This window comes from Rhodococcus sp. LMD, from assembly GCF_056108245.1.
The window spans coordinates 1,259,426-1,274,334 of the sequence record NZ_CM148557.1 but is presented as its reverse complement, the minus strand read 5'-3'; the positions used below and the strand labels follow the sequence as shown (position 1 = coordinate 1,274,334).

Annotated in this window: 10 protein-coding genes; 5 read left to right on the top strand and 5 right to left on the bottom strand. The window is 72.1% G+C overall.

Translation table 11 applies throughout. From position 1 onward, the window contains the following. Both ACWPQI_RS05995 and ACWPQI_RS05990 read right to left on the bottom strand, forming a co-directional pair. Complete coding sequence (locus ACWPQI_RS05995; protein WP_040274583.1) at nucleotides 1-1,059, bottom strand: maleylacetate reductase; 1,059 nt, start codon at nucleotides 1,057-1,059, stop codon at nucleotides 1-3. Between the two features lie 53 nt (nucleotides 1,060-1,112). Next, nucleotides 1,113-1,943, bottom strand: coding sequence for a TatD family hydrolase (locus ACWPQI_RS05990; RefSeq protein ID WP_010592982.1), 831 nt, complete (start codon nucleotides 1,941-1,943; stop codon nucleotides 1,113-1,115). A 36-nt stretch (nucleotides 1,944-1,979) separates the two neighbouring features. Here ACWPQI_RS05990 and metG point away from each other — a divergent pair, with 36 nt between their 5' ends. The 5 genes from metG to ACWPQI_RS05965 all read left to right on the top strand — a co-directional run bounded on the left by metG (nucleotide 1,980) and on the right by ACWPQI_RS05965 (nucleotide 8,251). Further along, nucleotides 1,980-3,527, top strand: a complete 1,548-nt coding sequence (gene metG / locus ACWPQI_RS05985; protein ID WP_010592983.1) for a methionine--tRNA ligase — start codon at nucleotides 1,980-1,982, stop codon at nucleotides 3,525-3,527. 40 nt (nucleotides 3,528-3,567) lie between these two features. Next, nucleotides 3,568-4,746, top strand: coding sequence for a DUF2786 domain-containing protein (locus ACWPQI_RS05980; protein ID WP_010592984.1), 1,179 nt, complete (start codon nucleotides 3,568-3,570; stop codon nucleotides 4,744-4,746). 93 nt (nucleotides 4,747-4,839) lie between these two features. Next, a complete protein-coding gene (locus ACWPQI_RS05975; RefSeq protein ID WP_230831635.1) occupies nucleotides 4,840-5,985 on the top strand; it encodes an NAD(P)/FAD-dependent oxidoreductase in 1,146 nt (381 codons plus the stop codon). Continuing rightward, nucleotides 5,982-6,902 (top strand): RNA polymerase sigma-70 factor, encoded by a 921-nt coding sequence (locus tag ACWPQI_RS05970; protein ID WP_474738693.1) that lies wholly within the window; start codon nucleotides 5,982-5,984, stop codon nucleotides 6,900-6,902. The genes ACWPQI_RS05975 and ACWPQI_RS05970 overlap by 4 nt, the downstream gene beginning before the upstream one ends. Before the next feature lie 50 nt (nucleotides 6,903-6,952). After that, entirely contained in the window at nucleotides 6,953-8,251 is a 1,299-nt protein-coding gene (locus ACWPQI_RS05965) for an aminodeoxychorismate synthase component I (protein ID WP_010592987.1), read from the top strand. Here the strand turns inward: ACWPQI_RS05965 and ACWPQI_RS05960 are convergent. The 3 genes from ACWPQI_RS05960 to rsmI all read right to left on the bottom strand — a co-directional run bounded on the left by ACWPQI_RS05960 (nucleotide 8,190) and on the right by rsmI (nucleotide 14,845). Continuing rightward, the gene (locus ACWPQI_RS05960) at nucleotides 8,190-12,173 is read right to left on the bottom strand and encodes an nSTAND1 domain-containing NTPase (RefSeq protein WP_474738692.1); all 3,984 of its coding nucleotides are present in this window, start codon (nucleotides 12,171-12,173) and stop codon (nucleotides 8,190-8,192) included. The two genes, ACWPQI_RS05965 and ACWPQI_RS05960, sit on opposite strands and share 62 nt — an antisense overlap. A 383-nt stretch (nucleotides 12,174-12,556) precedes the next feature. Further along, nucleotides 12,557-13,951 carry an alanine/glycine:cation symporter family protein gene (locus ACWPQI_RS05955; RefSeq protein ID WP_017679474.1) on the bottom strand — a complete coding sequence of 465 codons (1,395 nt, stop codon included), beginning with the start codon at nucleotides 13,949-13,951 and terminating at the stop codon, nucleotides 12,557-12,559. Between the two features lie 33 nt (nucleotides 13,952-13,984). Continuing rightward, nucleotides 13,985-14,845, bottom strand: a complete 861-nt coding sequence (rsmI, locus tag ACWPQI_RS05950; protein ID WP_017679473.1) for a 16S rRNA (cytidine(1402)-2'-O)-methyltransferase — start codon at nucleotides 14,843-14,845, stop codon at nucleotides 13,985-13,987. Between the last annotated feature and the right edge of the window lie 64 nt (nucleotides 14,846-14,909).

Below are 14,909 nucleotides of genomic sequence, written 5' to 3'. Positions count from 1 at the left end.
TCACTCGGGACGGATTCCGGCATAGGCATCGCCCAGCAGTCGCCGCACCCCCACCCGGGTCACCTCGCGGGGGTTGGGGTACTGCCGTTCGGTGGCCAGGTGTGCCGCCTCGTCCAGGTCGCCCTCGGACATGCCCAGTTCGGCGAGCGTCGTCGGACCACCCGCGGCCGCCACCAGGTCGAAGACCCCGGCCGGGGCGGTGGGCGTGCCGAGCGCATCGGCGATACGGCTCATCACGGCCGGTACCGACGGCGCGTTGAACGCCATCACGTGCGGCAGCATCACGGTGTGCGTCGCCGCGTGCGGCAGGTCGAAACTGCCGCCCAGGACGTGGCACAGCTTGTGGTGCAAGCCCATTCCTCCCGCGCTCAGGCACGTGCCGGCCAGCCATGCCGCGAGCAGCAGGTCCGAGCGGCCCTCGCGGTCCGCGGCGTCGGCACCGAGGACCGGCACACCCCGGGCGATCGCGCGGATCGCCTCGAGCGCCAGCGTGTCGATGATCGGGTTGGCGTGCTCGGCGTACAACGCCTCCACGGCATGCGCCATCGCGTTGATCGCGCTGGTCAGTGCCATCGGGATCGGCATCGACAGGGTGAACTCGACGTCGTAGATGACGGTCTCGGGCAGGATGGCCGGCGACGAGTGCGTGGTCTTCACCCCGTCCGCGGTCTCCCCGAGGACGGGCGTGACCTCGGATCCGGCGTAGGTGGTCGGCAGGATCACCTGGTCCACGCCGGTGCGCACCGCGATCGCCTTCGACAGCCCCGTCGTCGACCCTCCGCCCACGGCGACGACGGCGTCGATGTCGTGCTCGGAGACCAGACCCAGCACCTTCTCGGTGACCGCGACGGGGGTGTGCATGACGGCCCCGTCGAACCGGGCGACCTGGAGGCTCCCGAGGGCCTTCTCGACGAGCTCGGCCTGCGGACGGACGTGTTCGCCGCCGAGCAGCAGGACCCGGGAGCGATCCAGGCGGCGCACCTCGTCGGCGACCCGCGCCGCGGTTCCCGGACCGAAGACCACCCGTGACGGCTGAGCGTTGTAGACGAAACTGTGCATGTCACCCATTGTCCCCGGCCACCCGCTCCGGCCGCCTCGGAACGGGGACACCGTTACGAAAGTCCGTATACCCGTTCGGCATTCGCGGTGGTCGTGGCGGCCAGCTCGGCCGGGTCCGCGCCGCGCACCTCCGCGAGCGCCCGCACCGTGTAGGGCAGGCAGTACGGCTCGTTGGGGGCGCCGCGGAACGGATGGGGCGTCAGGAAGGGGGCATCGGTCTCCACGAGCACCAGCTCGGGCGGCACCAACGGGGCTGCGGCACGGAGCGCCTTCGCGTTCTTGAAGCTCACCGTCCCGGAGAAGCTGAGCAGGTAGCCGGCGTCGACGCAGGCCCGCGCCATGTCTGCGTCCGACGAGAAGCAGTGGAAGATCACCGTCTCCGGCGCACCCTCGTCGTGCAGGACGCGCAGCAACTCGGCATCGGCGTCACGATTGTGGATCATCAGGGTCTTGCCGAGCCGTTTGGCCAGGTCGATGTGCCAGCGGAACGCGTCCTCCTGCTCGAGCGGGTCGGCGCAGCCGTCGAGCTTGCCGGGCCAGTACAGGTCGAGGCCGGTCTCCCCCACGGCGACGACGCGCGGGTCGGCGGCGAGCTTCTCGATCTCGGCGCGCGTGACGTCGTCGAGCGCGTTCGCACGGGTGGGGTGGAGCGCCACGGCGGCGTAGACCCGTGCGTCCCAGTGCGCGGCGTCGACGGCGAAGCGGGCTGCGGCGATGTCGTCGGCCACGGTGACGACCCGTCCGACACCCACCGCGGCCGCCCGGTCGAGGACGGCCGCCACCGATTCGGCATCGTGGGCTCCGCACGCGTCGAGGTGCGTGTGGGCGTCGACGAGAGGCGAGAGCGGCTGCGGAGGCTCGGGCGCGGGACGGGTTCGGCTCACGGCCCATACACTATCTACCTATAAAGTGGACGCACCATGACTGCTCCTGCCGCCTCCCGCCCGCCGTTCTACCTGACGACCGCGATCGCTTATCCGAACGGCGCCCCGCACATCGGCCACGCCTACGAGTACATCTCCTCGGACGCGATCGCCCGGTTCAAGCGCCTCGACGGCTTCGACGTGTACTTCCTGACCGGTACCGACGAGCACGGCCTGAAGATGCAGCAGACGGCAGCGAAGGAGGGCCTGGACGTGCGGGACCTCGCGGCCCGCAACTCCGGCGTGTTCGAGGCCATGGACAAGTCGCTGAACATCTCCTTCGACCGGTTCATCCGCACCACGGACGCCGACCATCTCGAGGCGAGCAAGGCGATCTGGCAGCGGATGGCCGACAACGGGGACATCTACCTCGACACCTACTCGGGGTGGTACTCCGTGCGCGACGAGGCGTTCTACGCCGAGGCCGAGACGACCGCGCTCGACGACGGCTCGCGCATCGCCACCGAGTCCGGCACCCCCGTGGAGTGGACGGAGGAGTCGACGTACTTCTTCCGGCTCTCGGCGTATCAGGACAAGCTGCTGAAGCTGTACGAGGAGCGCCCGGACTTCATCGCGCCGGCCACCCGCCGCAACGAGATCGTCAGCTTCGTCTCGGGCGGGCTGAAGGATCTGTCGATCTCCCGCACCACCTTCGACTGGGGCGTGCCGGTGCCGGATCATCCCGAGCACGTGATGTACGTGTGGGTCGACGCGCTCACCAACTACCTGACCGGTGCGGGTTTTCCCGACACCGGGTCGGAGTCGTTCCGCCGCTACTGGCCCGCGAACCTGCACATCATCGGCAAGGACATCACCCGCTTCCACACCGTGTACTGGCCGGCGTTCCTGATGTCGGCGGGAATCGAGCTGCCCGAGCGGGTGTTCGTACACGGCTTCCTGTTCAACAAGGGCGAGAAGATGTCCAAGTCGGTCGGCAACGTCGTCGACCCGCTCGAGATGGTCGAGCAGTACGGCCTCGATCCGCTGCGCTTCTTCCTGCTGCGGGAGATCTCCTACGGTCAGGACGGCAGCTACAGCCACGAGGCGATCGTGACCCGCATCAACGCGGACCTGGCGAACGAACTCGGCAACCTCGCGCAGCGCTCGCTGACGATGGTCGCCAAGAACCTCGACGGTGTGGTCCCGGAGCCCGGTGAGTTCACCGAGGACGACCGAGCGTTGCTCGCGCAGGCCGACGCGCTGCTCGACAAGGTCCGGGCGGAGTTCGACGTGCAGGCGCTGCACCTCGCGCTCGAGTCGATCTGGCACGTCCTCGGCGAGACCAACCGGTACTTCTCCGCACAGGCGCCGTGGGTGCTGCGCAAGACCGATCCCGCCCGGATGGCCACGGTGCTGTACGTGACGCTCGAAGTCGTGCGGATCGTCGGCCTGCTCGTGCAGCCGGTGATGCCGGACTCCGCCGCCAAGATCCTGGATCTGGTGGGGCAGGATCCGCAGGCGCGGCAGTTCGCGGACATCGCCACGCGCCTCGCGCCGGGCACGCAGTTGCCGGCCCCGGCCCCGGTGTTCCCGCGCTACGAATAGCGCCACGCCGCCTGTCGGTGGCCTCGTGCACACTCCGCGCATGGGGCGAGATAGAACACACTTTCGACAGGCGGCGACCGGGTCCGGCGCATCCGAGGAGGTCTTCCACCTCGGAATCCGGCCGCTACTCGACGAACTGGGCGCCGCGTACGAGCGCGGCTGGCAACCGGTCGACGTCCTGCACGTGACGGCCCGTTCCGGCGACACCACGGACGTCCCACTGGCGGCCGCCGCGGTGCTTTTCGACGCCCGCCGCAGCGGCGCGGCCGACCGGGCACCCCTCGACTGGGTGCGCCAGCTCGGTGCGATCGCGCAACGCTGTCCCGCCGCCGCGCGGATCGCCGACCGGGTGCCACCCGACGCGCCCGCCCGCCAGTTGGGCGCGGAACTGCTGCGCGAGCTGCCCGGCCTGTCCCGCTTCCAGGTGATGGGGCTGGCGTTCGCCTGGAAGTACCTGCCGCAGTTCTCCCCACTCCTGCCGCTGCCCTCGCAGTGGCCGCCGCTGCGACCGGTCCCTGCGGCCGGCGAGGCCGCGACCCCGGATCCGCGGGTGCTCGCCCGGATCCGCGGCCTCCTGGCGAAGGCCGAGTCCACGGACTATCCGGAAGAGGCCGAGACCCTCACCGCCAAGGCCCAGGAACTGATGACCCGGTACGCGATCGGCACGGCCCTGGTCACTCGTGCGGGCGCGGACACTGCGCGAGGACGCCGCGTGCACGTCGACAATCCGTACGCGAAGGAGAAGGTTCTGCTGCTCACCGCGATCGGGAACGCGAACCGCACGCGCACGGTGTGGTTCACCAAGGTCGGAATCGCCACGATCGTCGGCGCCGACGTCGACCTGCAGCAGGTGGAGCTGCTGTTCGCGTCGCTCTCGGTGCAGGCCGCCCGGGCCGTGCGTGCCGCCGGGACGGGTGGCCGCACCGGCGGCGCGGCGACGGCGTTCCGCCGTGCCTTCCTGACCGGATACGCATATCGGGTCGGCGAACGGCTGCGGCAGGCGGACGCATGCGCGACCGCGACCGCCGCGGCCGACGCGAGCATGTCCGTCACACAACTCGCGCCGCTGCTGGCCCGTCGCTCCGAGGCCGTGGACTCGGAGTTCCGCCGCCTGTTCCCGACGACCCGGTCGACCCGTACACGCAGCGTCGATGCCGAGGGATGGTTCGCCGGCCGCGACGCCGCCGAGACCGCCTTCCTCGCATCCCCGCCCGGGTGAGCACTGCCCCGGTCGCCGCCTGTCACGTTCGGGGGCCGAGCGGTGTCCCATGTGCGACCGCGGACATCGTCGACAACAGAAGGGGTGGTCAGGATGACAACCGATGTGGTGGTGCTCGGAGCCGGGTACGCGGGAGTGATGGCAGCGAACCGTCTGCTCGCCACGCATCCGGGGGTATCGGTGACGGTCGTCGCGCCGCGACCGGTGTTCGTCGAGAGGGTGCGGTTGCATCAGGTCGCCGCCGGCTCCGGTGCGGCCACACACGACCTCGCCGACGTGCTGCATCCGGCGGCGGCCGTGCACGTCGGCACCGCAGTGCACATCGGAGCGGACCGGGTGCTGCTCGCCGACGGGACGACGTTGCCGTTCCGCGTCGCGATCTACGCCGTCGGCAGCGGCGCCGCCGTACCCGCGATCCCGGGCGCCGACCGGCTGCACTCGACGGCCGAGCTCGAACGCGCCCTGGACACGGCCGCCGCGCTCGGGGAACTCGGCGACGGGGCGGGCGTGGTGGTCGTCGGCGGCGGGCTCACCGGCGTCGAGTCGGCCGCCGAGATCGCCGAGGCGCATCCCCGCCTGTCGGTCACCCTCGTCGGGGATCCCGTCGCACACCTGCCCGGGTCCACCCGGCGGTTCGTCGCCGCGCGGCTGCGACGGCTCGGTGTCCGGATCCGGCCGGGCCGGGTCGTCGCCGTCGAGGACGGCGCGGTGCTGCTCGCCGACGGCGACGCGGTACCGGCCGAGCTCGTCGTCTGGGCGGGCGGATTCACGGTGCCGGACCTGGCCCGGCGCAGTGCTCTGCCCGTCGACGAGACGGGCCGGCTGCGGGTCGACGCGACCCTGCGGAGCGCGGACGGAGCGAACGTCGTGGGCGTGGGCGACGCCGTGACCGTCGCGGGCCAGGATCACATCCGGATGAGCTGCCAGGCGGCGCTGCCGCTCGGCGCCCACGGCGCCGACACCACCTGGGCGCTGCTGACGGGTACGGATCCGCGGCCGCTGTCGCTGGGGTTCGCGGCGCAGTGCATCTCGCTGGGCCGCTCCTCCGGCGTCGTGCAGCGCACCCGTCCCGACGACACGCCCCGCTCCCTCGCGCTGCGCGGTACGTTGGGGTCGTTCGGCAAGGAGGCGGTGGTGCGCGGGACGGTCTGGATGCTGCGACGGCAGGCGCGAGGGCACAGCTACCCGTTCCCCGCGGGTCCGGCCCCCGCGTCCGAGCCGATCGCGGTCCGTCGATGACCCCCGACGACACGCCTCGCGACGAGACGACGCACGACAAGACGACCCACGATGAACTGTTCACCCGGCACCGAGGCCTGCTGTTCGGCATCGCGTACGAGATCACCGGCAGCGTCGCCGACAGCGAGGACATCCTGCAGGACAGCTACCTGCGCTGGGCCGAGGTGGAGCTCGACGAGGTGGCGAACCCGCGTGCTTATCTGAGCCGCGTGGTCACCCGGCAGGCGCTGAACTCGCTGCGCACGGCGCAGCGGCGCCGGGAGGACTACGTCGGGCCGTGGCTGCCCGAACCGGTGCGGACCGCCCCCGACGCCGCCGAGGACGTGCTGCTCGCCGAATCGGTGTCGATGGCGATGATGCTGGTGCTCGAGACACTCGGCCCGCTCGAACGAGCGGTGTTCGTGCTGCGCGAGGTGTTCGGCTTCGACCACGCCCAGATCGCCGCGGCCGTCGGCAGGCAGGAGGCGACGGTGCGGCAGATCGCGCACCGCGCCCGCAGCCACGTGCAGGCGCGGCGCCGGCGGTACGCCGCGTCCGACGAGCAGGCGCGCCGGGTCGTGACGGAGCTGCTGTCCGCCGCTGCCGGCGGGGACGTGGAGGCACTCATGGCGGTACTCGCACCGGACGTCGTCTACGTCGCCGACGGCGGCGGCAAGGTGACGGCCGCGCGGGTCCCGGTGAGCGGAGCGCGGAAGGTCGCACGCATGCTGAGCGGCCTGAGCCGCCGGCCGCTGCCCGACATGCGAGTGGAGTTCGCCGCGTTCAACGGCCTGCCCGCGCTGGCCGTGTACTCGGGCGAGCGACTCGATCTGGTCATGCTGATCGAGATGGACGCGGGCCTGGTCACCGGCCTGTATGTGGTGCGGAACCCGGACAAGCTCGGTGCGGCGGACCGGGTGATGCCGCTCGTCCGCTGACCGCCCGGCGGGATTCGGTCCGTTCCGGGGCCGCGTGGGAAGCTGTGCCCATGCGGATGGAACGGCTCGGCACCGGGGGCAGCCCGGCGCAGGTGCTGCGACTGCTGGGCGCCCGGGCCGAGGCGGCGGGCGCCCCGCCACCGGCTGCACTGACCGGAACGTGGTTCGGCGCAGCTGCGGTCCTCGCGCCCCACGTGCGTGCCGTCGCCACCCCACCGGCCGACGCCTTCGTCCTGCGCGGCCGCTCGGCCCCGGGCCGCGGCGAACCGGTCGTCGGCGGGGGGTGGATCGGCTATCTCGCATATCCGGACCGCACGCCCACCCACCCGGCGCTGCCTCGCGCGGCCGGAGGATGGACGGACACCGTCCTGCGGCTCGACCACGACGGCTGCTGGTGGTACGAGAGCCTCACCGACGCGGCGTGCCCGGCCGGGCTCGCCGCCGCCGTCCGCGAGGCGCCCGACGCCTCCGCTCGGGCACCGTGGCGCATCGACTGGACACCGCCCGATCGCGACGCCCACCGCCGCGGCGTGCGGCAATGCCTCGAGGCGATCCGCGCCGGCGAGGTCTACCAGGCGTGCGTGTGCACTCGTTTCACCGGTGCCTGGTCCGGCAGTCCGCTGCACTTCTTCGCCGACGGGATCGAGCGCACCGCCCCGGCCCGGGCGGCGTACGTCGCGGGCGACTGGGGTGCGGTCGCGTCCCTGTCACCGGAGTTGTTCCTCGCGCGCCACGGCGACCGGGTGACGTCGAGCCCGATCAAGGGCACGCTCCCGATCGGCGCCGATCCGGCCCGGTTGCGCGCGTCCGTCAAGGACGTCGCGGAGAACGTGATGATCGTGGACCTCGTGCGCAACGACCTGGGGCGCGTTGCCGAGACGGGGAGCGTCACCGTGCCGGACCTGCTCGGGGTGCATCCGGCCCCCGGGGTCTGGCACCTGGTGTCCACCGTCGCGGCCTCGTTGCGGATCGGGGTGGACACCGCGCGGTTGCTCGATGCGGCATTCCCCCCGGCGTCGGTGACCGGCTGCCCCAAGATCCGGGCGCGGGAGTTCCTGCAGGTCTGGGAGCCGCACCCGCGGGGCGTGTACTGCGGCACGGTGGGCATGGCCAGTCCCGTCGCCGGGGTGGAACTGAACGTGGCGATCCGCACCGTCGAGTTCGGCCGCGGGGACGCGGACACGCCGGGCTCGTGCGGGCTCGGCGTCGGCGGCGGCATCACCATCGATTCCGATCCGGACGCCGAATGGCAGGAGTGCCTCGACAAGGCCGCCAGCATCCTGGGGCTCAGCCCTCGCACACCGTCCGGCCGGCCACCGGCAGATCGGACTGTGGCAGCGTCTCGGTGATCCGGCCCGTCGTCGAGGCGCAGATCCGCGCGACGATCGACTCGACGTCCAGGCTCCAGGTGCGCACCGTCCCGTCGCCGCCCGCCGCGATCACGGCGTTGCGGCCCGGCAGGAAGCCGACCTGCCACCGTCCGACACCGATCTCGGTGATCGGGCCGCCCACCGGGTGCATGTGCTCCGAGTCGGCGACGTGCCACAGTCGTACCGTGCCGTCGTCACTGCCGCTGACCACCTCGCTGCCGTTCGGGGTGACGGACACCGAGTAGACGGTGCCGGTGTGGCCGCGCAGCGCGTCGGGCCGGACGGTGAACGATCCGTCGGGTCCGCGGTCCCACACGCGGACCGTGTGGTCGTCGCCGCCGGTGGCGAGGACGTTGCCGTCGGCGCTGAACGCGAGGGCGTTGACGCCGGCGGTGTGACCGTCCGACACCGGCAGCGCGACGGGGGCGGACGGATCGGTGACGTCCCACGCATAGAGCGAGCCGTCCGCGCTGGTCACGACCAGATGCCGGCCGTCCGGCGTGAACGCGGCCGCCCGCACGAGATTCGTCGGGCCCCGCAGCGGTGCTCCCCGGCGCACCGGACGCGCCGGATCCGACACGTCCCACAGCACGAGAGAGTGGTCGTCGTGGCCGGTGACGAGGGTGGTGCCCCCGGGGCCGAAGTCGAGTTCGGACGTGAACCGGGTCTCGGTCACGATCGGGTCCACCCACAGCCGCGGGGCCGTGGGGTCGCGGACATCCCACAGGTGGATCTCGCCGTCGGTCGTCGAGGCGGTGACCAGAGTCGCGGCGGAGGGCGACAGGGCGGTGGTCACCGCGCCGCCCACCGGTCTGGGACGATCCACGACGCCGAGCGGCGCCCAGTGCCCGTCGGAGCCGATCCGCCACAGCGGCACGGAGGAGTTGTACCCGCCGGTGGCGACGAACGAGCCGGAGCGATCGATCGCGGGCAGCGTCAGCGCAGAGTCCGCGACCGCGACGCGTCCGCGCGGCAGCGTCCAGATCCGGATGTTGCCGTCGTGCCCGCCGGTGACCAACGCGGCGCCGTCGGGGGTGAACGCGAGCGCGGGGACGCCGCCGCCGTTGCCTGCGAGAGCCGGCCGCATCTCGTCGATCGTCCGCGTCTTCGGGTCGACCGCCCACAGCTTCGCGGTCCCGTCCCACGACGCGCTCGCCAGGGTGCGGCCGTCGGGTGCGAACGCGACGGTCCACACCCCGCCGGTGTGCGCCTGCACGGGAGGGCCGGTCGGGCGCACCGCCGCCGGGTCCGTGGTGTCGAACATCGTGACGACACCGTCGTCGCTGCTGACCGCGAGGGTCCGGCCGTCGGGGGCGAACGCGACGGAGTGCGCCACGTCGCGGAAACCGGTCAGCGCAGCGCCGACGGGCACGGCGGCGGCCGGGTCGGTCACATCCCACAGCCGGACCGACCGATCGTCGCTCGACGTGGCCAGCACGGTACCGCCGGGGTGGAACGCCACGGTGCGCACCGCCGCGCCGTGCGCGGGCAGGACGGTGCGGGGAAATCCCCGCGTCCGGGGCTCGCTCGTGTCGACGAGCACGACCGATCCGTTGTCGTACGGCACCGCGAGCGACCGGCCGTCCGGGCCGAACCGCACATTGTGGACGACCTCCGGCACGAACACCTCGCCGGTCAGCAGCGCGACGGGCCGGTCCCGGTCGGTGACGTCCCAGATCCACACCGCACCTGTTGCACCACCCGCCGCGAGCAGGGTGCCGTCCGGGCTGAAGGCGACCGAGGCCAGATACTCGGGCTCGTCGGACACCAGCGCTCCGAGCGGCCGCGGCGCGCCCCGGTCGGACAGATCCCACAGGCGGACACTGCCGTCGTCGCTCGCCGAGGCCAGGGTCGTGCCGTCCGGGGCGATCGCCAGCCCGTAGACCGGACCGCTGTGACCCTCCACGCGCAGTGCCAGCGGCATCTGCTCGGTCGCGACGAGCCGCGAATACGCGACCTCGCTGTCCGGACGCAGGCGCCACGCCGCGAGCGCCAGCTGGGCCGCGGTGGACGGGTCCCGCTCCTGCATGGAGTCGGCGAGCGCGACGACCTGCTGGAACTGGGCGGCACTGCGCTCGGCCTCGGCGCGGCTCTTGCCGGCCCAGGCCAGCGTCCCCATCACCACCGCGACGACGGTGGAGAGCACGAGGGCGGCGATGGCACCGTTGCGGACGCGGGTCCGGCGACGGATCTGCCGTCGCGACTCCCGGAGAAAGGCCACCGCTGTCGGGCTGAGCGCGGTCTCGACACCGCCGGCCGGGGCCCGCCCCACGAGCTCCCGATCCTCGTGCTCGGCGACGAGGTCCATCCGGCCCCGTTGGTACAGCAGGTCCGCGTGCCGGCGGCCCGCGACCCAGCCTGCCGCGTCCGCCTCGATCTGCTGGCGCAGCGCAGCGTACGAGCGGTCGGCCCGGATCCACGACTTCAGGCGCGGCCAGGCGTCGATGACCGTGTCGTGAACCAGCTCGACGCTGCCGTCGTCGACGACGAGGACGCGGGCGGTGACGAAGTGGTCGACCACCCGGCGTCCCGCCTCGGCGTCGTCGCCGGCGGCGGCGAGCAGCCGATCCAGCGGGCGCCGGATCTTCACGTCGGTGCCGGTGCCGGTCACGTAGACCAGGTGGACGAGCATCGCGCGCGCGAGTCGGCGGCCGCGGTCGTCGAGCTCTTCCCACGCACGTTCCGCGCTCGCCGCGATCGATCCGCGTACCCCGCCGGTAGCGCGGTACCCGGCCACGGTCAGGTGACCGCCGCGCCGGCGTTCCCACAGGGCGTCGAGCAGGTGTGACAGCAGGGGCAGTTCGGCCCCGCCGACGTCGTCGTCGGTCAGCACTCCGAGGTCGTGCAGGATCAGTTCGACCAGGCCCGGCTCGAACCGCAGACCGAGCAACCGCGCCGGCGCGGTGATCACCTCGACCAGGTCGTCCCGGGTCAGGGGCTGGACCGTCTTGCTGTGCCGCTCCAGCGCCCGGGCCAGCACGGGATAGGTCACGGCCCGCTCGTAGAAGTCCGATCTCAGCGTGGCCACCACCGAGACCGGTGTGTCGCCGTCACCGACGGTCGCGGCCTGATCGAGCAGCGCGAGGAACGCCGAGCGTTCGGCCGCGTCCTCGCAGTGGGTGAACAGCTCCTCGATCTGGTCGACGACGATCAGCAGGCCCGCGCCGCCCTCTCGGGCGGCGGCGGCGTGCAGCCGCGCCACCGCGGTCGGCTCGTCCGCATCCGAGATGTCGGCGAGTTCGGGTACGCACTCGACGAGCTGCGCCACCGGGTGCCGTCCCGGGGTCAGGACCACCGGCCGCCAACGGTCGTCACGGCACAGTTCCGGGACCAGGCCGGCCTGCACGAGGGAGGACTTGCCGACGCCGGAGGCACCGGTCACCACCACGATGCCGTGACCGTGGGCGGCGACGACGGTCTCGGCGAGTTCGCGCACGCTCCGGGCCCGCCCGAAGAACAGCTGCGCGTCCCGATCGCGGTACGCCTCGAGACCGCGGTAGGGCCGCACGCCGGGGGGCAGTGCCGTGGCGGGCGGCTCGGTGGGCTCCGTCCGGGCCCGCCCGGCCGGTCCCCGGGCGTGTTCCCACCACCGCTCCCACTGCTTGATCGAGTAGAGGCCGGGCGTCGGCGGCTGCGCGTGCAGAGCCCGGGCGGAGCGGATCAGCACCACCAGGACCGGACGGATCGTCTCGAACGTGGCGGGTACCCGGGCACCGGATCGCCAGTCGCTGATCCGCTGCACGGACACGGTGCGCTCGCTGCCCACGGAGCGGGCGACGGCCGACGCCTCGGAGGCGACCTTCTTGAGCGCGGGACGTCCCGCCGCCGCGAACAGCGTCCGGAGCTGGTCGGCGAACAGCTGCCGGGGCTCCGCCGCGGTTCGCTCGTCGACCGGTTCCATCTCCCGCATCCTCCCTGCTCCGCACCCCCCGAGGGCCCGGATCGTCCGCTGCGGAAAAACTCCTCACCGGTCCTGACCTGGGATGATATCGCGAGCGGGACGCGAACCGGTTGGTCACCCGGGATATCCCCGACAGAGTTGTTCCCGAGCGGGAAGACCCCGCGACGCGCTGCACCTCCACACCGGCCGGAACCCGACGAGGGGTGGTTCCGCCCGGTGCGGAGGGAAGGCGGCGCGCGACCCGAACCGAGGGACCGTGTACAAGCTCGTCGACCGGATCGTCCACGGCGTTCCGCCCACGTTGGTCGCGGCCCTGATCGTCGCGGTCGCCGTGCTGCTGATCGTCGCGCTCTCCTCGGCCGCGCCGTAACGCCCGGCCGCGGCTACCGCGTCGGCGTGCGGCTGTCCTTCGCGCCGAGCAGGTACGGATCCCGGGCGAGGTACTCCTTCGTCTCGCGGGCGATGAGTCCCGAGAGGATGAGCAGCCCGATCAGGTTGGGCAGTGCCATCAGGCCGTTCATCACATCGGAGAAGTTCCACACCACCTCGAGCTCGGTGGTGGCGCCGACGTAGACGACGAGTACGAAGATCGCCCGGTACGGGAGGACGCCGCCGCGGCCGACGAGACGTTCGACGCAGCGGTCGCCGTAGTACGACCACCCGAGAATCGTCGAGAAGGCGAAGAACACCACGGAGATCGTGACGATCCAGCTGCCCCAGTCACCGCCGAGGCCGTCCGAGAAGGCGAGGGAGGTCATCGCCGCGCCCTGCTCCCCGGATGTCCAGGCTCCGGTGGTGATGATGACCATGCCCGTGAAGGTCACGACGATGATCGTGTCGATGAAGGTCTGGGTCATCGACACCAGGCCCTGCCGGACCGGGTGGGTGGTCTGCGCGGCGGCAGCGGCGATCGCGGCGCTGCCCATGCCGGACTCGTTGGAGAAGATGCCGCGGGCCACGCCGTAGCGCAGGGCGATCATGAACACCGAACCGATGAAGCCGCCGGTCGCGGCGGTGCCGGTGAATGCGTCGGTGAACACGAGGGCGAACGCCTCGGGGATGTCGGTGATGTTGACCGCGAGGACGATGATCCCGGCGCCGACGTACAGCAGGATCATCGCGGGCACGAATCCGGCGGTGACCCTGCCGATGGACTTGATGCCGCCGAGCAGCACCGCGGCGGCGAGCACCGTCATGACGATCCCGGACAGCCAGGTCGGTACCCCGAACGTGGAGTCCATCTGGGTGGCGACGGTGTTGGCCTGCGTCATGTTGCCGATGCCGAAGCTGGCGAGCACCGCGAACACCGCGAACATCAGGCTCAGCACCAGACCGAACTTGTTGGGGATGGCGCGGGCCAGGTAGTACTGCGGGCCGCCGGACTGCTCGCCCTTGGCGTCGGTGACGCGATACTTGACACCGAGGAACGCCTCGGAGTACTTGCTGGCCATGCCGACGAGGCCGGTGATCCACATCCAGAACAGAGCCCCCGGCCCGCCGAAGTAGATGGCGGTGGCGACACCGGCGATGTTGCCGACGCCCACGGTGGCGGCCAGGGCGGTCGTCAGTGCCTGGTACTGAGAGATGTCACCTTCGGTGGCGTCCGGGTCCTTCCGGATGATCAGCCCCAGCCGCAGGGCCGGCCACAGCTTGCGGAACTGCACCCCCCGCAGCCGCACCGTCAGGATCACGCCGGTGCCCAGCAGCAGCGGTATGAGCATGTACGGGCCCCATACCACCGACGCGACCTCGACGAGGAATTCGTTCACCGACTCCATCCGTACCTCCTGCTGCGCGGTAAGGGGCAGAGTCTACGACGACGACTCGTCCTGCCGCGCGGCCAGTACCGCGTCGTACAGTTCGCGTTTGGAGACCCCGGCGGTCGCGACCTGGGCGCACGCGTCCTTCAGCCGCACCCCGTCCGCCACGAGCTGTTCGACCGCGTCGACCAGGTCGGCAGGCTCCGCCACCTGCGCCGAGGCGCCCTCGAGCACGACGGTGATCTCGCCGCGGGCACTCTCGGCGGCCCACTGCGCCAGCTCCGCGAGCGTGCCGCGACGCACCTCCTCGTAGGTCTTGGTCAGTTCCCGGCACACCGCGGCGCGTCGCTGCCCGCCGAGCACGTCGACCGCGTCGGCCAGGCACGCGGCGAGGCGGTGCGGGGCCTCGAAGAACACCACCGCGCGCGGCTCGGCGGTCAGGGTCTGCAGCCACGCGCGACGCGCGCCGGCCTTGCGGGGCGGGAAGCCCTCGAAGCAGAACCGCTCGACCGGCAGACCGGACAGCGCGAGCGCGGTGGTCACCGCGGAGGGACCGGGCAGGCACGTGACGGGCAGCCCGGCCGCGACGCACGCCGCCACCAGCCGGTAGCCGGGATCGCTGACGGACGGCATCCCGGCGTCGGTGACCAGCAGCACCGTCCGGCCCGCCTCGATGTCGGCGACCAGCGCCGGGGTCCGGGCGGACTCCACCTGGTCGTAGAAGCTGACCACCCGCCCGGTGACGGTGACCCCCAGCGCGGCGGCGAGCGACCGGGTCCGACGGGTGTCCTCGGCCGCGACGACGTCGGCGGTGCCGAGCGCGTCGCAGAGCCGTTTGGAGGCGTCGCCGATGTCGCCCATGGGGGTGGCGGCGAGCACGAGCCGGCCCTGTCCCGGATTGTCTGGCTGCATGCGCCTCAGCCTACGATCGGGACGTGACCGTGACGGACGAGCGCCCTGCCGAGGCATCGGACCG

Excerpts from the sequence above, each read along its gene's own strand:
- ACWPQI_RS05970 (WP_474738693.1), top strand. The coding sequence starts at position 5,982 with ATGACCCCCGACGACACGCCTCGCGACGAGACGACGCACGACAAGACG.
- ACWPQI_RS05980 (WP_010592984.1), top strand. The coding sequence starts at position 3,568 with ATGGGGCGAGATAGAACACACTTTCGACAGGCGGCGACCGGGTCCGGC.
- ACWPQI_RS05955 (WP_017679474.1), bottom strand. The coding sequence starts at position 13,951 with ATGGAGTCGGTGAACGAATTCCTCGTCGAGGTCGCGTCGGTGGTATGG.
- ACWPQI_RS05960 (WP_474738692.1), bottom strand. The coding sequence starts at position 12,173 with ATGGAACCGGTCGACGAGCGAACCGCGGCGGAGCCCCGGCAGCTGTTC.
- metG (WP_010592983.1), top strand. The coding sequence starts at position 1,980 with ATGACTGCTCCTGCCGCCTCCCGCCCGCCGTTCTACCTGACGACCGCG.
- ACWPQI_RS05975 (WP_230831635.1), top strand. The coding sequence starts at position 4,840 with ATGACAACCGATGTGGTGGTGCTCGGAGCCGGGTACGCGGGAGTGATG.
- ACWPQI_RS05965 (WP_010592987.1), top strand. The coding sequence starts at position 6,953 with ATGCGGATGGAACGGCTCGGCACCGGGGGCAGCCCGGCGCAGGTGCTG.
- ACWPQI_RS05995 (WP_040274583.1), bottom strand. The coding sequence starts at position 1,059 with ATGCACAGTTTCGTCTACAACGCTCAGCCGTCACGGGTGGTCTTCGGT.
- rsmI (WP_017679473.1), bottom strand. The coding sequence starts at position 14,845 with ATGCAGCCAGACAATCCGGGACAGGGCCGGCTCGTGCTCGCCGCCACC.